Origin of the sequence: Bacillus sp. FSL R5-0560 (assembly GCF_037966305.1) — a bacterium.
In the GTDB taxonomy this organism is placed as follows: Bacteria; Bacillota; Bacilli; order Bacillales; family Bacillaceae; genus Bacillus; species Bacillus mojavensis.
Genome location: NZ_CP150195.1, coordinates 646,063 through 666,738, shown reverse-complemented (window position 1 = coordinate 666,738; position 20,676 = coordinate 646,063). Strand labels below are relative to the sequence as shown.

The following is a 20,676-nucleotide window of genomic DNA, read 5'->3' as shown; positions in this document are numbered from 1 at the left end:
CTGCCCTGAAATCGCCAAATAAAAAACGCCCCAATATATTTTGGGACGCTTGACTACAGACGGATTCCAGTTTGAATAAATAAACGTGTTTTATTTATATCAAACGAAAGAAATGTTTACGTAGTCAAGCCATTTACGGTAGCTTGGTAGAAACTTGCGAGCCATATCCCCGCGATTATACGAATTCATCTTATTTGATTTCTGTGTCTATTGTACCAAGTTCGATTTGAAAAAACAATATAAAAAAACGAACAATAGTCGGTTAAAAATTGATTTTGTTCGTAATAAACAAAAAAAACCATCTTCTCGGCATAATTGCCAAAGAAAATGGTTTTCGCTAATTTTACTTATTCCCACTCAATCGTCGCAGGCGGCTTACTTGTAATATCGTACACCACGCGGTTAATGTGCTTCACTTCATTTACGATACGTGTAGAAATCACTTCAAGCACATCCCATGGGATACGCGCCCAGTCAGAAGTCATGCCGTCAATTGAAGTAACGGCGCGAATTCCGATTGTGTAATCATATGTTCTTGCGTCACCCATAACACCAACGCTGCGGATGTCAGGAAGAACAGTGAAGTATTGCCAGATATCACGCTCTAACCCGTGATTTGCTACTTCTTCACGCAAAATCGCATCTGATTCACGAACGATTTCCAGTTTTTCTTCTGTTACTTCGCCAAGAACGCGGATGCCGAGGCCCGGTCCTGGGAAAGGCTGGCGCCATACGATTTCATCCGGAATGCCGAGCTCTGTGCCAAGCGCGCGCACTTCGTCTTTGAAGAGCGTGTTTAACGGCTCGATCAGTTCAAACTGCATGTCTTCAGGAAGCCCGCCGACATTATGGTGAGATTTGATCGTTTGCGCCGTTGCAGTACCGCTCTCGATGATATCAGTGTAAAGCGTTCCTTGTGCAAGGTAGTCGATGCCTTTGAGCTTGTCCGCTTCATCGTCGAACACATAAATGAATTCATTACCGATGATTTTGCGTTTTTGCTCAGGATCAGAAACGCCTTTCAGTTTATTTAAGAATCTGTCTTTTGCATCTACTTTAATCACGTTCATGTTAAAGCCTTCGCTGAATGTTTTCATAACACCTTCAGCCTCGCCTTTACGGAGCAGGCCATGGTCTACAAAGATACAAGTCAGCTGGTCGCCGATCGCTTTATGAATCAAAACAGCAACAACAGAAGAATCAACGCCGCCGCTAAGCGCACAAAGAACCTGTTTGTCTCCGACCGTTTCACGGATTTTTTGCATTTCGATTTCGATAAAGTTCTCCATTGACCATTTGCCTTCACAATCGCAAACGCCGAATACAAAGTTTTTCAGAAGGTCATTGCCGTATTCAGAATGGCGCACTTCCGGGTGGAACTGAACGCCGTACCATTTTTTATCCGCTTTGCTCATTGCTGAGTTCGGACAGTGATGGCTTGTCGCATCAACAGTGAAACCTTCAGGCACTTCTACAACCAAGTCACCGTGGCTCATCCAAACCACTTGTTCATTCGGAAGATCTTTGAACAAATCAGGTGTTCCTTCGATGTGGATGTTCGCTTTACCGTATTCACGCTGGCTGGCCGCTTCTACTTTACCACCAAGGTAATGAGTCATCAGCTGCATGCCATAGCAAATTCCCAATACAGGAACATCTAATTCGAAGATTTTCTCGTCACAGCGGAAAGAGCCTTCATCATATACACTGTTCGGACCGCCGGATAAAATAATTCCTTTTGGATTCATTTCTTTAATTTCTTCAGCCGTCAATGTATGGGGATGCAGCTCACTGTATACACCAAATTCACGGATGCGGCGTGTAATCAGCTGATTGTACTGACTGCCGAAATCAAGGACAAGAATCATTTCATTCACTAACTTTGTCATGGTTGTCACCTAATCTCCTCTAAGTTTTTTGACACAGAAAAAAACGAGGACAGATATGAAACACGCTCCGCCCTCTTTTGGCAAGGCCGTTTGCCGGAGTCAGGCAACTCGCTCCCAGACTCCGATAATATTCACTAATTCTAACAACACGTCGATAAGCGGTCAAGACCATCTTCTTTTAATTAAATTTTCCCATAACTCTCTGGAATCATTCCAAAGCTTTGCCGCATCATCATTTCTGTACAGCGCCCGCTCATAGTTTGCTGTCAGCTTTAACATGTCTTCAGAATGATATGTTTCGTCAATTCGTTTTGCATATTCCCGCAGCGTTTCGCTGTCACGTTTGGGCAGGCCTCTTCTTTTCATCTGTTTCAGAAGCGCGCCGTATGCCTCAAAAAACACATGCTGATCACTGCGGCGCTTCCATTTTCTCACTGTGAAAACAGGTAGCCATAACGAACGGAATACATACAGCAACACAGCTGCCAAAAGTACCGCAGCAATGGCGACATACCAGCCTGTACTAACACTTGCATGCGCAGACGGCGTTTTTTTAGAAACGGCAGGCTCACGTTTTTCCTTTTGTTTTTCCTCTTTCTCCGGCTGTTTTCTCTCTTCTTTCTGGTCCTCTTTTGCTTTCTCAGGCGGATTGCTGCTCTCGCTGCCGGAATCCTTTTTATCAGAGGAAGCAAACTCAGCCGGATTTGTGAATCCTTTTGTCGGCTCAAAAGTGACCCAGCCCTGCTCTGGAAAATACACTTCTACCCAAGAATGGGCGTTGTTATTTGTCACTTCATAGATGCTGCCTTTTTTGTTCCCCGCTTCTTTATATTCACCTGACGTATATCCCTTTACCCAGCGTGCCGGAATGCCAGCTGAACGCAGGAGCACCACCATCGAGGACGAAAAGTTATCACAATAGCCTATCTTTGTTTCAAACAGAAATTGATCCACATAATCTTCGTCATCTTTAGGGACGGTCACGTTTTCTGTTTCATAGGTGAACTCATTGGATCCTAAATAGTCCTCAATAGCTTTCACCTTATCAAACATATTATCCTGGCCCTCAGTCAGCTTTATCGCAAGGTTTTTCACCCGCTCAGGAAGTGTATCAGGCAGTTGCATATAGCGGTCGCTGAATGTGTACTCTTCACTGTTTTGTCTTACTTTCACTTTTTGCAGCTCATCCTGTTTATAGACCGGGGAATTGTACGTCACTGTATAACTGCCCATGTTCCGAATATCACCGCTCTGCTCACTGATCGGAGTTATTTGTTCAGTGTTCCCGTTCATTTCAAGTGAGACGGCCTGCTTAGGCTTAATATTTTGGGCACCAATCGGATACATTACATGGTTATATCCATAATGCTCATCGACCTTTACGCGTACAGTGTTTCGCTCTGTGGAAACCTTATGATCAAACCACAGATTTTCCACATTGCCGCCGCTAAGCTGATACGACATGCCTGTATCTGTTTCAATCCAGCCTTTTCCCGTATATGTATCCTTCGTTTCCACCCGGAAATATGTGCGCTCTTTTCCCTGCCACGTGAAAACAGGGGTATCGTCCTGCTGAAACGGACCGCCAAGCGATTCATCGTGATTCCCGTATCCGATTTTACTTTCTCCTGCCGGCACCCGGTCTTGATTGGTGACTTTTTTGAGAAAAGGAACGGGATCCGGCCACTTCGGATCTGATTTCGGGGCGGCAAGCCCAAATCCCACCGCGGCCAAAATCAGCACAGACAGAGGGAGAAACCATTTCAGAACAGACGCTTTCGGTAGTATTATTCGTTCCATCAGCTTAATGCGTTCCAAATACAGAAGGCCCATCATAAAGAAACCAATCAGCACGATACGGATAACGGCGTAGGAAGCGTCATAAGGCGTAAATGTATCAAGAATCGTAATATATGCCACTGTCATCATAAAGAAAAATAAGATTCTCCTCTGGTAAATCACCCAGTAATGGAGGAGATAGACCAGCAGCCACAGCAGCACAAAAAACAGCAGGGTCCGAAAAGAAGGAATCATATCATTCCATTGTCCTGTCTGAATAAATGTGATATTCAAATAGACGTCCTGTAAAAAAGAGCTGACCCAGCTCAAGTCAAAAATAGACCCTTCATAAAACAATATGTGTATCGAAATGAACGTAAATAAGACACAAAAAGGAACGGTGACAAACCACCTCATCCTGAAAAAAGTCAGCAGAAACGTCAAGCCGATAAAGACAATAAAAAAGCCCGTATGCTTCGTGTCAGTAAAATGATCCAGCGGCCTGAGCCACTCCCACAGCAATAAAAAAGCCAGAAAATAAAATAACAGCAAGCTCAAACGGTTTCCCTTCTGATCATCAAGCGGCATGTACACCGTCACCTCTCTTTCTAAACAACACGCGAAGCTCGCCCGCCTCTCATGATTTGAACTCTGATTTGGTGTTTCAGCAAGCGTTCGATCATCATATACTCACCCTGAGAAAGATCGGTGTCTTTCTCTTTTGCGAGTATAATGGTAACCGGGCTGATCCCTGCTTCTGGCATTCTCATCAAATCCTCAGTGATCTGCCCCGTGACAATCACTTTATCAGCCTGGCGAACAGACGGCTTCCCAAGCTCCTCACGTGCATAGCGGCTTACTCGGTCAGCAGCATTACAATCGCAAACGGCTAAATGATGCAGCATGTGTTTAAAATGCTGCTCACCCTCCTGAATCGGAAAAATGGACCTTTCCTTACCGATTGAAGCCAGACCTGCTCCTGCGTTATTTTTTAAAACAGAATGAAGAATTGAAGCTGTCACGGAAACAACCTCTTCGAATCCGTCAGAGCTAAAACGGTCCATCAGAAGAAACAGGTTTTTGCTTTTCGACGGTTCAAATTCCTTCGTCATCAGCTGGCTCCTTCTTGCCGAAGTCTTCCAGTCTAACGCCGCAAAACGGTCTCCCGGCTGATAGTTCCTTACACTCGCTGCGACTGAAGACTGGTGCTGATGAACAGGCGATGCCCCGCTTACGCCATCTTCCTGATAACGCTCATTCAGCTGATACTGAAGAGACTGAAAGGACGGATAAACAAACACCGCATCATCAGCTCCATAAAACGCCGTTTTTTCAATCAGGCCGAGAACATCCCCGGCCCGCACCCTAATTGCATGAAAATGATGTTCTCCACGCGGTACTGGCGCTATTCGATATGACATCGTGATGCTCCGTTTGAACCACGGAAACACCAGCTGTTTGGCCAAAGCTTCATCTCCGTTTAATGGCTCTAACCCTGACGGCAGACAATCTTCAATCACCATATACATCAGGGGAAACGGCAGTTTTCTTTTAAGCGTAATCGAAGCTTCAAGCCTGTCTCCCGCATGCAATTGCGTTTTGACGATATGCCGCGACACCTGAAAAGAGCGGAGAGGGTACATCGCCAGCAGCCCGGCGTATACAACAAAAGGGAGAAATGCATAAAACAAAAACCAGCTGACAAAGCCGCCCTGAAACATTGCATAAGAGAAAACAGCACCCGTCAATAACGTTAATGCGAGCAGTTTCCACCCGTACATCAACCATTGAAATGTCTTTTTCATCGGCGGACCGACGACCTTTGAACCGGAACTTTCACGTTTGACATGATCTCCCGTACGATTGTTTCTGCCTGAACCCCTTCGAATTTTGCTTCCGGCTGCAGAAGCATCCGGTGCGGCAGCGTATAAGGAGCTAGATATTGAATATCATCCGGAATGACATAATCGCGGCCATGAAGCAGCGCAAAGGCCTGGGCCGCTTTCATAAGTCCGATGGATCCGCGCGGACTGACGCCTAAGTGAACTGAAGCATGCTGTCTCGTCTTCTGCACGATTTCGACAATATATTCCTTCATGCTGTCATCAGCACGGACATCCTGCACTTCTCTTTGCAGGCGAATGAATTCTTCTTTTGAAATCACAGGCTCAAGTGTCTCAATCGGATGGCTTTTTTCCTGAAGAGATAAGACATCGAATTCCTCTTCAAAGGACGGATAGCCCATGCGAAGTTTAAATAAAAAACGGTCAAGCTGGGCTTCCGGCAAAGGATATGTCCCTTCATATTCCACTGGATTTTGCGTTGCCATGACAAAAAATGGAGCGGCAAGCGGCATTGTATTGCCATCTACCGTGACGCTTCCCTCTTCCATCGCTTCAAGCAAGGCAGACTGTGTCTTAGGAGATGTTCGGTTGATTTCGTCAGCCAGCACGATATTCCCCATAATCGGGCCCGGCCGGTATTCGAACTCCATTGATTTCGCATTATAGATAGAAACACCCGTTACATCGGAGGGCAGCAAATCCGGTGTGAATTGAATTCGTTTAAAATCTGCGCCGATTGATTTCGCCAGAGCGCGAACCATCATCGTTTTCCCTACGCCCGGCACATCTTCAAGCAGCACATGTCCTTTGGCAAGAATAGCTGCTAAGCTGAGTTTTGCGATGTCTCGTTTTCCAACCATTACTTTATCGATATGTTCAACTGCTTTCCCCAGCAAAGGATGCAGGTCTTCTTGGTATGACATTCTCTTCCTCCTAGTCATCTACAAAATTCATCATATAGTAACCTAACTTTACCACAAAAAACGACCTGTATAAAAAAACGATTCTAGCAAATTGTTACCAATACATACAGGCCATTCAAACAAAAAAAGCTTCCCATGACAGGAAGCTCTTTACCAGTTATTTGTTTTCCAAAGGCTCCATATGAACATGCGAATAATCAATCGCATGCTCCTCCTTCATTCTCCGCTCAATTTCATTCGCGATATCATGGCTCTCTGTAATATTTAACTCTGAGGACACTTCAACCACCACATCTACGTGAACAGAACTGCCTAAATATCTCGCCTTGATGTCTTTTAAACGGCTGACACCGGAGATTTTTTCAATCGTCTGTTTATAATCGGACATGTCCTTTACGTCAAAGCCATCCGTCAATGAATGCGATGATTCTTTGAAAATATCCCATGCCGTTTTGCAAATGAGAAGGCCAATGACAAACGCTGTCACTGTATCAATCCATGCCAGATGGAATTGCGCAGCCAAAATACCGATAAACGTGCCGACACTGACGAACGCGTCCGATTTATTATCAGCAGCTGCCGCAAGCAGCGCTTGGCTGTTCACCTTTTTAGCAAGCCTTTTGTTGTACTGATAGACAATCAGCATCATGACTGCCCCGCCTGCAGCCGTCCAAGCCGCAATGATGTCCGGTGTCTCTTCTTTCACAGAAAAAATAGATTCACCGGCGCTGAAAAGCACTTGCAGGCCGACAACCATCATAATAAACGATGCGATAAGAGATGCAATTGTTTCCGCCCGAAAGTGGCCGTAAGGATGATCTTCATCAGGAGGCTTTTGAGAGATGCGGAGACCGATCAGCACAGCAACAGAAGCAATAATGTCGGTTGTATTATTTAACCCGTCTGCCGTAAGAGCTTCCGAGTGGAATACATAACCGATGATCAGCTTAATCGCGGACAGCACAAGATACGCGGCAATACTGACCAGCGCCCCGGATTCTCCCTTTTTCAATTCATCATATCTCTCCATAAAAAAACCTCCTTTCCGCTCACGTTTTCCTATCATTATGATACAAAGCTGAACAGCAGTGGGTCTATAGAAACATGATTCACTCACCACAGAAAAATAGTGACGGTAGAACTCTTTTTACTTAACGCAACAAATTTTCATTTATAAAAAGTGTTTCAAACCCAATCATGCCAATACTTCTAGCCAATCAACACTTTTTCAAAAATATAACAAATTAAAAAAACGAATAATTGACGGAAAATTTTTTCTTTTATTTCGAACATACGCACTCCAAAAACAGCAAACAAAACCCAACAAATTTGAAATAAACTGTTATATTTTCTGACATAAATTTTCGACAAAATGTATATTTATGTTACAGTTTCAATTATCATAATATTCAGTAACAACTCTATTCTTCAAGGAGGTAACATATGAACCAGTCTCAATCAGGATTAAAAAAAGAATTAAAGACCCGACATATGACGATGATTTCTATCGCCGGCGTCATCGGAGCCGGACTATTTGTTGGCAGCGGTTCAGTAATTCACTCGACCGGGCCCGGTGCCATTGTCTCCTATGCATTAGCCGGATTACTGGTCATCTTTATCATGCGAATGCTTGGTGAAATGTCGGCCGTAAACCCGACAAGCGGATCATTTTCCCAATACGCTCATGACGCTATCGGACCGTGGGCCGGATTTGCAATCGGCTGGCTCTATTGGTTTTTCTGGGTTATTGTCATCGCTATTGAAGCAATCGCGGGAGCCGGCATTATCCAATACTGGTTCCACGATATTCCTCTGTGGATGACGAGCCTAATTTTGACGATTTTACTCACTCTGACAAACATCTACTCTGTTAAATCGTTTGGTGAGTTTGAATATTGGTTCTCCCTCATTAAAGTTGTTACAATCATCGCATTCTTAATCGTTGGTTTTGCATTTATTTTTGGCTTCGCCCCAGGCAGTGATCCAGTCGGTTTCGCAAATATTACGGGCCAAGGCGGATTTTTCCCTGAAGGCATAGGCTCTGTATTGCTCGGAATTGTTGTCGTAATCTTCTCCTTTATGGGAACGGAGATTGTTGCGATTGCTGCCGGTGAAACATCAAACCCGGTTCAATCCGTAACAAAAGCGACCCGATCCGTTGTGTGGCGCATCATTGTCTTTTACGTTGGTTCAATCGCCGTTGTCGTTGCGCTTCTGCCTTGGAACTCAGCTAATATTTTAGAAAGCCCTTTCGTCGCTGTTCTTGAGCATATTGGAGTGCCGGCAGCCGCGCAGATTATGAACTTTATCGTCCTCACAGCTGTACTTTCTTGCCTGAATTCAGGTTTGTACACCACATCCAGAATGCTGTATTCACTTGCAGAAAGAAACGAAGCGCCGCGCCGCTTTATGAAACTGAGCAAAAAAGGAGTTCCCGTACAAGCAATTGTTGCCGGAACATTTTTCTCTTATATTGCGGTCGTAATGAACTACTTCTCACCTGACACCGTCTTTTTATTCTTAGTTAACTCATCAGGCGCAATTGCCCTGCTCGTCTATCTTGTCATCGCTGTTTCCCAGCTGAGAATGCGAAAAAGTCTCGAAAAAACAAACCCGGAAGCATTGAAGATCAAGATGTGGTTCTTCCCGTTCTTAACCTACGTGACCATTATTGCCATCTGCGGTATTTTAGTATCCATGGCATTTATTGAATCGATGAGAGATGAACTGCTGCTGACAGGCTTTATCACAGGCATCGTGTTGCTTTCTTATCTAGTGTTCAGAAAACGCAAGGTGTCTGAAAAAGCATCAGCCAAACAGGTTACTCAGCAACAGCCCGATATCCTGCCTTAACGGCAGGATTTTTTTTGTCACCTTCACGTCCATAGTGTCATTAACTATAGTACCAATTAGGAAAATTTAAATAAGGACAGATGAAAATGACACTTGAAAAATTTGCGGATGCTCTCCCAATCCCAGATACACTAAAGCCGGTACAGCAGTCAAAAGATAGCACATACTACGAAGTAACCATGGAGGAATGCTACCATCAGCTTCACCGCGATCTCCCTCCAACCCGCCTGTGGGGCTATAATGGTTTATTTCCCGGCCCTACCATTGAAGCCAACAGAAATGAAAACGTTTATGTGAAATGGATGAATAACCTTCCTTCAGAGCATTTCCTACCGATTGATCACACCATTCATCACAGTGACAGCCAGCATGCCGAACCCGAGGTAAAAACCGTCGTTCATTTACACGGTGGCGTCACTCCTGATGATAGTGACGGTTATCCTGAGGCGTGGTTTTCTAAAGACTTTGAACAAACAGGACCTTATTTTAAACGTGAGGTTTACCATTATCCAAATCAGCAGCGCGGAGCTATTTTGTGGTATCACGATCATGCCATGGCACTGACGAGGCTGAATGTGTATGCCGGGCTCATCGGCGCTTATATCATTCATGATCCAAAGGAAAAACGCCTAAAGCTTCCATCAGGTGAATACGATGTGCCGCTTTTAATCACGGACCGTACGATTAATGAAGATGGCTCTTTATTTTATCCGAGCGGACCGGAAAACCTTTCACCATCACTGCCTAATCCGTCAATCGTTCCAGCCTTTTGCGGAGATACAATTCTCGTCAACGGGAAGGCATGGCCATACATGGAGGTCGAACCGAGAAAATACCGCTTCCGCGTCATCAATGCCTCTAATACGAGAACATATAACCTGTCACTTGATAATGGCGGAGAATTTATCCAGATCGGTTCTGACGGCGGACTTTTGCCACGCTCCGTCAAGCTAAACTCTTTCAGTATCGCGCCGGCTGAGCGCTTTGATATTCTCATTGACTTCGCCGCGTTTGAAGGACAATCGATCATTTTAGCAAACAGCGAGGGCTGCGGAGGCGATGTTAATCCGGAAACAGACGCAAACATCATGCAATTCAGGGTCACAAAACCGTTAGCCCAAAAAGACGAAAGCAGAAAGCCAAAATACCTGGCATCTTACCCTTCAGTGCAGCACGAAAGAATACAAAACCTCCGAACATTGAAGCTGGCAGGAACTCAAGATCAATACGGCAGACCCGTCCTTCTTCTCAACAACAAACGCTGGCACGATCCTGTCACTGAAGCACCGAAAGCCGGTTCTACCGAAGTATGGTCGATCATCAATCCGACACGCGGAACACATCCCATCCATCTTCATTTGGTCTCCTTCCGTGTATTGGACCGGCGCCCATTTGATACTGCCCGTTTTGAAGAGCGCGGAGAACTGTTCTACACCGGACCCGCCGTTCCGCCGCCACCAAGTGAAAAAGGCTGGAAAGACACGGTTCAGTCCCACGCCGGTGAAGTCCTGAGAATTGCCGTAACATTCGGGCCATACACTGGGCGGTACGTATGGCATTGCCACATTCTTGAGCATGAAGACTATGACATGATGAGACCGATGGATGTGATTGACCCCCATAAATAAGACCCAAAAAACTTGCCTGCTGCCGGCAGGTTTTTTTATCTATGAAACTTTTTCTTCCATAAATCGTATAACTTAGAAACAGCGAAAAAAGGAGCTGCTTACTATGCTGTCAAACGATCTCAAAAATAAAACAACTCAATACATTTCAATTTATGACGAATTAAAATCAAAATTAAGATGGAAAGTTGCTCATAATCAGATATTAATGCTCATCTCCTCTGCATATATTGTGAATAAAAGAGATTTTGATTTTCAGCGCTTTTATAATTTGAGCAGCTATATAAAATCAAACATCGGCAGCTTTTCAACTCTCAGTTCTCACCACCGATTTACTGTCGCATCAATTCTGGATATTCATTTTCAGCATGAGGCGAAGCAAGCGTTTCTTACGTTTATCGATGTATACAACCAAATGGTGAGGCTTGGTTATAAACGGGATATTTTCACGTACATTTCCGCTCTGATCTTGCTCACCGGCAAGACCGAAACGATAAACCAAAGAGAACAGATGAACATGGGGCTCTCTGTTTATCAGCAGATGAAGAAAAATCACTATTTTCTCACTTCAACTCAAAATGTTCCGCTTGCCGTATTGCTTGCCCAAAACGGAAAAGGGTTGCAGGCGCTGAACAAGGCAGAATCATGTTACCAGCTGCTGTCCGCTAACGGCTTTAAAAAAGGCCAATACTTACAACACGTCAGCCATATTCTTGCTCTGCAAAGTGAAAAAGACCCTGAAATCCTTGTATCCCAATGCAAACATATCTTTCAATCCATTACTGAATCTCATAAAAAGCCAAAAGATTTTCATTATCCCGATCTCTCCCTCCTCACATTCTTGGAAGAGCCGGATATCAAAACCGTTTTGGGCATTGCGCATGAACTGAACCAAGAAAAAGCATTTAAATGGGAAAAGGATATGAATTTCAAAATTGCTGTCAGTTTATATCTCAGCGAGTATATGGAGAAAAATCTGCTGATGGAATCAGGGCTGTACACAGCTATTGAAACAGCCATCCAAGCACAGCAAGCAGCCGCGACAGCTGTGATCATCAGTTCATCAGCCATTCATTCGCATGACGGAAACTAAAGGAGGAGAAAACATGCCATACATCACATTAGAAGATCAGACCCGACTATACTACGAAACTCACGGCAGCGGGACACCAATCCTATTTATACACGGCGTGCTTATGAGCGGACAATTTTTCCACAAACAACTTTCAGCGCTATCTGCCAATTATCAATGTATTCGTCTCGATCTTAGAGGGCACGGCGAATCCGACAAAGTTCTTCATGGACACACCATTTCCCAATACGCCCGTGATATTAAGGAATTTATGTGTGCGATGGAGCTTGAGCCTGCCGTCCTTGTCGGCTGGTCAATGGGCGCTTTCGTGGTATGGGATTATATCAATCAATTTGGGAATGATAACATTCGAGCCGCTGTTATCGTCGATCAATCGGCTTCCGACTACCAATGGGACGGCTGGGGACACGGCCCGTTTGACTTTGACGGCTTGAAAACAGCGATGCACGCTATTCAAACTGACCCGCTTCCATTCTACAAAAGCTTCATCAATAATATGTTCGCAGAGCCGCCTGCATCAACAGAAACAGAATGGATGCTTGCCGAAATGTTGAAACAGCCGGCAGCCATTTCAAGCACGATTTTATTTAATCAAACGGCAGCAGATTATCGCGAATCCATTCAAAACGTTCATGTGCCGACATTGTTATGCTTCGGAGAAGACCGCAAATTTTTCTCAATAGAAGCCGGAGAACACCTGTGTGAACATATTCCAAACTCAAAGCTCGTTACATTTTCTAAGAGCAGCCATTGTCCGTTTTTAGAAGAACCGGATGCTTTCAACAGAACGCTCCTGTCCTTTTTAGATGAGCGGATTGGAAAGTCATAAAGAAAAAGGAATTAGGAGATTAGGGCAAAGTATGAGACAATAAGAATGTGCAGTAAAATACATGAGGGAAGAAGTGACTTTATGTCTTACTATAATAAACGAAATCAAGAACCGCTGCCAAAGGAAGATGTGAGTACCTGGGAATGCACAAAAGAAGACTGCAACGGCTGGACCAGAAAAAACTTCGCCAGCAGTGACACGCCATTGTGCCCTTTGTGCGGAAGTAAAATGGTCGAAGGCATTCGTTCATTAGTGAATCTCCAAAACAACAGCCAAACGAAAACAAGTTAGCTCTTCCCTTTTTTTAAAAAGCAGTCTCTATCAGCGAACAATCCTCGATTAGAGAAGCAAATCTTATATCCAATAGCAAGGCCTCCCGGTTTGACGAGAGGCCAAGATAATGAAGCCCAAAACTGTAAACGTTTCGGGCTTTTTCACTTTTGATTATGGTATAATATGGATATGAGAGGTGATGATGTGATCAAAAATCAACAGCAGGCTGACCTGGAGAAACGAACTTCTGACAAAAAGTTGAACTTGGCTATAAACTTATGTGCGGAACTTATGAATTGGTCAATACCAATTATTCGTTTCTTTAAATGGCTCGGATCATTTGCCCTGCACCTCGTCCATTAAAAAAATCACTCAGCATTTGCTGAGTGATTTTTTCAGTTGATGACAGAAAAACTATTGATGATGCCATTCGGATTTTCCCATACTTTTTTGAACGTCTTCGTGTCAAGGTCATAAGAATAAATTGTTCGAACCTTGGCTTCACGCCCTGTTTCGTCCTTCAGCTTTTTAGCCCCTTTGGCTTCGGCAAGGAAATAAATTTTCTTTCCGTCCTTGGAGAACTGCGGCTGCGCGTCAATTAACAGCTTATACGTTTTCTGATTTGAAATGATTTTTTCATAGGTTTTCGTGTCTGCATTCAGCATTTGAATAGAAGCCGTTTGCTCCGTGCCTTTTTGTGTATATGACGTAAACAAAATCCGTTTATCGTCATCAGAAACAGCAATATCACTGATAAACTGCTTCAGGCTCTTAAGCTCATGAAGGCCGCTTTCATGACCGGCCGAAAAATGAATCTTTGTCGGCTCAGGATCGATTCCCTTCTCATTGGCTTCATCCGTTTTTTTGTAGTCTTCTTCTACAGAATAATGAAGCAAAGCAAATGAATCTGTTTTTTGGTTATAAAAGAAGCTGCTGACGCTGTCATCCTGGTCATTAGCGGCTGGATACAGGTTTTTGTACTTCTTCGTTTTCAAATCAAAGGATGCGATACGGAAATTGCTTTCGTCCGCTTTTCCTAAACGGAAATAAATTTTTGAGCGATCCTTTGATAAAAACAAGCTGTCCGCGCTTTCCGGACCTTTATAAAGCATAGTTTTCTTATCAGACTTAAGATCAAGCTTAAAAAGCCTCATCTCATTTTGATCGTTATTGCTTGTATAATAGAGCGCCTGCTGCTCTTGATCCAAGGCAAACGCCGGATAGCTGGTCAGCTTCTCCTCATGGATCACCTTATCATTTTCATAATACTTCGTCAGAAGATCGGTATCGGTAATCGAAACCAGAAGCTTCTCATTGTTCTCGGTGCTCACGGAAACATCGGCCGCACTCTCACTGCTTTTATCTTTAAAAGAATAAAACATAAAACCCGCAGCTGCCGCCAAAACAACGACGATTGCCAATAAAACAATTCCTTTTTTCATCTCTTATCTCCACCAATAGAAAAAGCAAGAATGCGACTTCTTGCTTTACAGATTTAAACTATGTATTAATAGCTGTAATGCCCCGATACTTTTCCTTTGCTTAATGGGTATCCCAGCGCTTTAAACGCTTTAGGGCTTACATCCAGCACTGCATTAGGCATTCTGCCAACATCATTTTTATAAACCGTAATGACCTTTTTAGGTTTCGCTTTTGCATAAGCTCTGATTTTTGTCCCATTTCTAGGTACGTCAAATCCGATCTTTGTCGCACAGTCCCAATGTCCAAGTTTTTTACCTGAAGAGCCTTTTTTCCCAACTCCGTTATACCAAGTAATATTTCCGTTCACATGTTTCGCACTGGCATCTGCCGAAAAACTGAAAGCTCCCAAAGTACTTCCTACTAAGATAAAAGCGGCTAAAATGACTTTCTTCAACATTTCGTCCCCCTGTTTATTAACATCTAGGAAAAATTATACACGATCAACCGGGGATTTTTTATTTCAATATCCTTACAGTAATGTTACAAAGTCAAAAAAATGTCCTCTGCTAAAATAAACCATGGAAGATTATCCTATTATAATTGCAGTGTTAGCGTTATAATTGTTGATAGAGTAGTTGACGCATTCAATATGAACGAACCATTACCGTATTGTTCAAGCCAAATTCATAGTTATGTAAACGATTCTTACTCTCTCATCATAAAGAAAAAAGAGTGTGCGAGACTCTTTTTTCTTCAAAGTTTCTTTTTTCAAAAAAACGTAGTCTATATTATATATAAGTTTTATCTTTTTTTGGTTTTTAAAAATGGCGATTTTGTGAACAGTTCATATTGATCGGTGCGGAATTACTCATATCAAAAGATATAGGAGTGGTAATCCATGAAGGCAGCTAGATGGCATAACCAAAAGGATATCCGTATTGAAAATATTGAAGAGCCAAAAGTGGAACCGGGAAAAGTCAAGATCAAAGTCAAATGGTGCGGCATCTGCGGCAGTGATTTACACGAGTATTTAGGAGGCCCGATTTTTATCCCGGTGGACAAACCCCATCCTTTAACAAAAGAAACAGCACCTGTCACAATGGGGCATGAATTCTCCGGTGAAGTTGTTGAAGTCGGGGAAGGTGTTGAAAACTATAAAGTCGGAGACCGAGTCGTTGTGGAACCGATTTTTGCAACACATGGACATCAGGGTGCGTACAACCTTGATGAACAAATGGGGTTCCTCGGCTTAGCCGGGGGCGGCGGCGGATTCTCCGAATATGTCTCTGTAGATGAAGAGCTGTTATTCAAACTTCCTGAGGAATTATCATATGAACAAGGCGCACTCGTTGAACCTTCTGCGGTCGCTTTATACGCTGTCCGCTCAAGCAAAATCAAAGCTGGTGACAAAGCGGCTGTATTCGGCTGCGGCCCGATCGGACTACTTGTCATTGAAGCGCTGAAAGCTGCCGGCGCTACTGAAATTTACGCTGTTGAGCTCTCACCTGAGCGCCAGCAAAAAGCTGAGGAGCTTGGCGCCATTATCGTGGATCCGTCCAAAACAGACGATGTAGTGGCCCATATCACAGACCTTACAGGTGGCGGCGTTGACGTAGCCTTTGAAGTAACCGGGGTTCCAGTCGTTTTACGCCAAGCTATCCAATCTACAACAATTGCCGGTGAGACAGTGATCGTCAGCATCTGGGAAAAAGGCGCTGAAATTCATCCGAATGATATCGTAATCAAAGAACGCACAGTGAAAGGAATCATCGGGTACCGTGACGTATTTCCAGCTGTATTGTCATTAATGAAAGAAGGCTATTTCTCGGCCGATAAACTCGTTACGAAAAAAATCGTGTTAGACGATTTAATCGAAGAAGGCTTCGGATCTCTGATCAAAGAGAAAAACCAAGTGAAAATCCTTGTCAGACCAAACTAAACATACTAAAAAAGAATCCGCATTCAAGTGCGGATTCTTTTATTCCTCTTAGCCAATCACTTCAGCGCCGGCCTCTTCTTTAGCCTCACTGCGATCGTGAGCACGGAAGCTTTCCTCAAGCTGCTCAAGCGAAAGACCTTTTGTTTCCGGTAAAAACTTGTTCACAAACAGAATCGAGCAAATTCCCAGCGCAACGAAGATGAAAAACGTTGTTGATAACCCAATGCCTGCCATCAAAATAGGGAATGTCAGACTGACTGCGAAATTGACCATCCACAAGCAGAATACCGTAACACCCATTCCCAGACCGCGAAGGCGCAACGGGAAAATTTCTGAAAGCATCAGCCACGTCACTGGTGAAATCGCGCCCTGCTGAAATGCCAGGAACGAAACCGTTAACGACAGAACCACATATGGAAGTGCAGGCGATCCTTCCAGCACAAGTGAAAATATTCCGATCAGCAGCAATGCCGATGTCGTTCCGATCAGCCCTGTAATCAGCATCGGCCGACGACCAACTTTTCCGAGCAGCCAAATTCCAACGAACGTAGCCAGAACGGAGATCACACCATTGGCAATATTTCCGATCAGCGCTGCTTCCGTTTGGAACCCGGAATCTCTTAAAATTTCAGTGCCGTAATACATGATGGAGTTTACACCCGTAATTTGCTGTACAATCGCAATTCCGATTCCTATGAATACAATCCGGCGCACCCACGGCACTGCTAGATCTTTAAACGTAGCTTTCTCAAGCTTATCCTCTTTTTTGAAAGCGGATTCAATTTCAGCCAGCTCAGATGCAGCGCGATTTTCGTCTCTGATTTTCTTCAAAACCCCTAAAGCATCTTCATTCCTTCCTTTTGAAACAAGCCAGCGAGGACTCTCAGGCATTCTGATCATTCCAAAGAACAGGAATACGGCCGGAAGAGACGCTATCACGAGCATAAATCTCCATACATTGGAACTGTCCCCCATTGTTGTCCCGAGGATGGCATTAAAAACAAAGGCCAACAGCTGCCCGGATACAATCATTAATTCATTCTGGGTCACCATCCGTCCCCTGCTTTCCATAGGTGACATTTCCGCTAAATAAGCAGGCACCGTCACTGATGCGCCCCCGACGGCTATCCCAAGTACAAAACGGGAAATGATCATGATTGTTACGTTTGGAGCCAGTGTACATCCAATCGTTGAGATAAAAAATATAATGGCAAGGAAAAGAATGTTTTTGCGGCGTCCGTTAAAATCAGACATCCTTCCGCCAAGCACAGCTCCAAGTGCAGCTCCAAAAAGAAGAGAACTGGTGACGAGCCCCTCTGTGATAGCATTGAGATTAAGCTGATCAGGCTCACCCATATATGGTAAAGCCCCATTTAATACTCCGGTATCATAACCGAAGAGAAGCCCGCCGAAAGTCGAAACTAAAATAATTGTGCGTAAAAATGACATTTGACTGCCTTTTGTATTCATACCGTTTCCCCCAGTCTTTTTCAAAATCGATCACTGCGTATTTTAAAAACGTATTCTAGGGCTGCAACCTTTCTCAAATGCCGAGAAAAAAGTTCAAAATGTCTCTTATCACTGGCTATATAACCTTCCCTTCTTTTCAGCATGCGTTGAAGCCAATTATTTTGGAAGCGATTTCATTATGCTAAACAACAGTGGGTATATTTTTGGTGTCTGACTTAACGAGTTGTCATCTTATAGTCACTTCGTAGTGTTGTTATAGTAATATTGTAGTTATATATTTGTTACTTCTGCTAATATCATAATTATAAAAACGCTTTCAGTCAATATCATTTTCTGAATTTTTTTTCACTTCAAGTCGGTAAAATGACCACTTCGTAGGGGAATTGAACTTTTTTCTTGCCGAAAATGTGGAATCATTATGTATGTTATGCGACATTTCTGTCATCCTCATTATGAGTAAGTGTTGGTTAACTTCTCCTATATAAATCTTCTCTGCATGATTCACTGCTCACACATTCAAATGATTGTTTCATATTCAAGGCAAAAGGAAATAGAAAAGAAACATAAAGATGGCTAAATGGCTGGCTCTAATTGAATAGGAGGAGGCAATAAAATTGAATGAGATTTATATCATTGCAGGAATTTTATTGTTGGCAGCGGGGATGATTGATTTTATATGGACAACATTATGGCTCGAGAGCGGAGCCGGTCCGATCACAAGATGTTTATCTGCATGGCTGTGGAAAGGCTTCCGTAAGATCAGCGGAGATCACGCAAAGGTTCTCAGTACGGCAGGGCCCCTGCTGTTATGCATGACATTATTGGTGTGGATCGGTTTATTTTGGAGCGGCTGGACGTTTATCTTCTCAAGTGACCCTCATTCTCTTGTTGTTACTCAAAGTAAAGAACCAGCCTCCTGGTCAGATCGAGCTTATTTTTCTGGATATGTGATGTTTACATTAGGAAATGGCGACCTTACACCGAACGGAGCCCTTTGGAAGCTTGTGACAGTCGGTGCTACAGCTGAAGGTCTGCTTACAATTACTTTTTCTGTCACGTATTTAATTTCTGTCTTGAGCGCAGTTAATCAAAAGCGCTCATTCGCCCAGAGTGTACTGAGTCTTGGGCATAACGGAACAGAGATTGTCCAAACTGCGTGGAACGGGAGACATTTTCACGACATGGATCTGCTTCTCGCTACATTTTCTTCAGAGCTGGGAAAGCTGACCGCTCAGCATAACGCCTTCCCCATTCTTCATTTTTACCATAGCACACAGCGTGAGGAATCTTCCGTGATTGCAGTCACTGTACTGGATGAAGCGTTAACCATTTTGACATATGGCATTCCAAAGCAGTATCTTCCGAATCAGCTGCACATAAAAGAAGCGCGCTCAAGTGTTAAAAACTACTTAGACACCGTTCATACAGCATATATCCATCCGGCTGAACAAGAACCGCCGGAGCCCAACCTTATGAAGCTAAGGGAATGCGGCATACCAACCCTATCAGAACAAACCTTTCGAACAGCGATTAAATCTATAAAAGAACGGCGGCAATTGCTTTTGGGCATTGTTCAAGCGGGTGCGCGTAAGTGGCCTGTCCAAAAGTAAAGTAAAAAAGAGGATGCCTCCCAAAAGTCCAAAAGACTTTTAAGAAACATCCTCGATTTTTATCACAAAGATATAGAAGCTTCAATCTCTTCCATACGCGGCAGCGCATCTATCGCTCCAATTTTGGTGCAGACAAGCGCTCCCACCTTATTGGCAAAAGATACGATATCACGCAGCTTCTCAAACTCAGTTTCTACCGATTGAATCTTATCTGTACCAGCTAATTTGAATAAGGCTGCACCGACAAAAGCGTCTCCAGCTCCTGTAGAATCAATCGAAGTGACAGGAATACTCGGAATGATTTCATGTTTCTTGCCATTAGACAGCATTGTTCCGTTTTTCCCAAGAGTCACAGCAACCATCTTGGCTCCGATGCCATGGAGGATATTGACACCCTCTTCATGATCCTTCGCACCGGTGATGATCTCCAGCTCCTCGTCACTCACCTTAACAAAATCACTTAAAGCAATGGCTCTTTTTGCAGCACTAACAAACTCAGAGACTCTTCCCTTCCATAAATCCCCTCGATAATTAGGATCAAATGAAAGAAATTGCCCGTTATCCTTCGCAATGGACATAAGCCGTAAATAGACTGTACAAAACGGATCAGATAATAATGCCGTCGCTGAGCCAAAATGAAGGATTTTTGCTTGATTCATTTTATCCTGATCGACATCTTCGATCGTAAACAGAGCATCCGCGCCCCTATTGAAAACAAAATCACGCTCTCCGTTATTCTTTAATGAAACAAAAGCAAGCGTTGTAGGTGCTTGCTCATCCATCACCAGCATAGAGGTATCAACATGAACACCTTCTAACGTTTGCTTCAGAAAATACCCAAAGGGATCCTTCCCTACTTTTCCTGCGAAAGCAGCGTTCCCTCCCAGCTTGGCAATAGCGGCTGACACATTTGCCGGGGCGCCCCCGGCACTTTTTAAGAAATGGCGCCCTTCCATTAAATCAACATCCACATCGGTACAAAAGAAATCGATCAATAACTCCCCAATACAAACAACAGACTGACTTCGCATGTTATCACACTCTTTTTACATATTCTAGATTACAGTCTCAGTATATTACTTTCAGTCATAAATACAACCTTTTACATCGAATATTAGAAATATTAA

Annotated in this window: 17 protein-coding genes and 1 riboswitch; of the genes, 8 read left to right on the top strand and 9 right to left on the bottom strand. The window is 43.7% G+C overall.

Translation table 11 applies throughout. From position 1 onward, the window contains the following. Positions 1-101 precede the first annotated feature (101 nt). Positions 102-203, bottom strand: a riboswitch (purine riboswitch). A gap of 144 nt (positions 204-347) precedes the next feature. From guaA to mneS, 5 genes are all read right to left on the bottom strand, one after another. Beyond that, positions 348-1,889, bottom strand: coding sequence for a glutamine-hydrolyzing GMP synthase (gene guaA, locus NST56_RS03415; protein ID WP_168747092.1), 1,542 nt, complete (start codon positions 1,887-1,889; stop codon positions 348-350). A 162-nt stretch (positions 1,890-2,051) separates the two neighbouring features. Further along, complete coding sequence (locus NST56_RS03410) at positions 2,052-4,256, bottom strand: DUF4129 domain-containing transglutaminase family protein (protein WP_339179964.1); 2,205 nt, start codon at positions 4,254-4,256, stop codon at positions 2,052-2,054. Between the two features lie 20 nt (positions 4,257-4,276). Then, positions 4,277-5,473 (bottom strand): DUF58 domain-containing protein, encoded by a 1,197-nt coding sequence (locus NST56_RS03405; protein WP_339179961.1) that lies wholly within the window; start codon positions 5,471-5,473, stop codon positions 4,277-4,279. Then, positions 5,470-6,435, bottom strand: a complete 966-nt coding sequence (locus tag NST56_RS03400; RefSeq protein ID WP_010333233.1) for a MoxR family ATPase — start codon at positions 6,433-6,435, stop codon at positions 5,470-5,472. The genes NST56_RS03405 and NST56_RS03400 overlap by 4 nt, the downstream gene beginning before the upstream one ends. A gap of 157 nt (positions 6,436-6,592) precedes the next feature. Beyond that, on the bottom strand, positions 6,593-7,465 hold the full coding sequence (mneS, locus tag NST56_RS03395) for a manganese transporter MneS (protein WP_010333232.1): 873 nt from the start codon (positions 7,463-7,465) through the stop codon (positions 6,593-6,595). Positions 7,466-7,878: 413 nt separating this feature from the next. On the opposite strand from mneS, the gene gabP reads away from it, so the two are divergent. The 6 genes from gabP (at position 7,879) to NST56_RS03365 (ending at position 13,471) form a co-directional block, all read left to right on the top strand. After that, positions 7,879-9,288: a GABA permease gene (gene gabP, locus NST56_RS03390; RefSeq protein ID WP_010333231.1), complete on the top strand. Its 1,410-nt coding sequence runs from the start codon at positions 7,879-7,881 to the stop codon at positions 9,286-9,288. A gap of 86 nt (positions 9,289-9,374) precedes the next feature. After that, a complete protein-coding gene (gene cotA / locus NST56_RS03385; RefSeq protein WP_168747088.1) occupies positions 9,375-10,916 on the top strand; it encodes an outer spore coat copper-dependent laccase CotA in 1,542 nt (513 codons plus the stop codon). Positions 10,917-11,019: 103 nt separating this feature from the next. Continuing rightward, positions 11,020-12,006: a DUF4003 family protein gene (locus tag NST56_RS03380; protein ID WP_168747087.1), complete on the top strand. Its 987-nt coding sequence runs from the start codon at positions 11,020-11,022 to the stop codon at positions 12,004-12,006. A gap of 13 nt (positions 12,007-12,019) precedes the next feature. Continuing rightward, on the top strand, positions 12,020-12,835 hold the full coding sequence (locus tag NST56_RS03375; RefSeq protein WP_168747086.1) for an alpha/beta hydrolase: 816 nt from the start codon (positions 12,020-12,022) through the stop codon (positions 12,833-12,835). A gap of 81 nt (positions 12,836-12,916) precedes the next feature. After that, on the top strand, positions 12,917-13,126 hold the full coding sequence (locus NST56_RS03370; protein ID WP_010333227.1) for a cold-shock protein: 210 nt from the start codon (positions 12,917-12,919) through the stop codon (positions 13,124-13,126). 186 nt (positions 13,127-13,312) lie between these two features. Beyond that, positions 13,313-13,471, top strand: a complete 159-nt coding sequence (locus NST56_RS03365) for a hypothetical protein (protein WP_010333226.1) — start codon at positions 13,313-13,315, stop codon at positions 13,469-13,471. 32 nt (positions 13,472-13,503) lie between these two features. Here NST56_RS03365 and NST56_RS03360 read toward each other — a convergent pair whose 3' ends face one another. Both NST56_RS03360 and walM read right to left on the bottom strand, forming a co-directional pair. Next, entirely contained in the window at positions 13,504-14,550 is a 1,047-nt protein-coding gene (locus NST56_RS03360; RefSeq protein ID WP_326331529.1) for a hypothetical protein, read from the bottom strand. Positions 14,551-14,615: 65 nt separating this feature from the next. Further along, the gene (gene walM, locus NST56_RS03355) at positions 14,616-14,987 is read right to left on the bottom strand and encodes a cell wall metabolism protein WalM (RefSeq protein WP_081720753.1); all 372 of its coding nucleotides are present in this window, start codon (positions 14,985-14,987) and stop codon (positions 14,616-14,618) included. Positions 14,988-15,428: 441 nt separating this feature from the next. On the opposite strand from walM, the gene bdhA reads away from it, so the two are divergent. Next, positions 15,429-16,469 (top strand): (R,R)-butanediol dehydrogenase, encoded by a 1,041-nt coding sequence (gene bdhA / locus NST56_RS03350; protein ID WP_010333223.1) that lies wholly within the window; start codon positions 15,429-15,431, stop codon positions 16,467-16,469. A gap of 48 nt (positions 16,470-16,517) precedes the next feature. On the opposite strand, the gene NST56_RS03345 is transcribed toward bdhA, so the two are convergent. After that, on the bottom strand, positions 16,518-17,939 hold the full coding sequence (locus NST56_RS03345; protein ID WP_339179949.1) for a sugar porter family MFS transporter: 1,422 nt from the start codon (positions 17,937-17,939) through the stop codon (positions 16,518-16,520). Positions 17,940-18,553: 614 nt separating this feature from the next. Here NST56_RS03345 and NST56_RS03340 point away from each other — a divergent pair. After that, positions 18,554-19,549, top strand: a complete 996-nt coding sequence (locus tag NST56_RS03340; RefSeq protein WP_229148714.1) for a potassium channel family protein — start codon at positions 18,554-18,556, stop codon at positions 19,547-19,549. A gap of 62 nt (positions 19,550-19,611) precedes the next feature. Here NST56_RS03340 and NST56_RS03335 read toward each other — a convergent pair whose 3' ends face one another. Further along, a complete protein-coding gene (locus tag NST56_RS03335) occupies positions 19,612-20,580 on the bottom strand; it encodes a carbohydrate kinase (RefSeq protein WP_339179945.1) in 969 nt (322 codons plus the stop codon). Between the last annotated feature and the right edge of the window lie 96 nt (positions 20,581-20,676).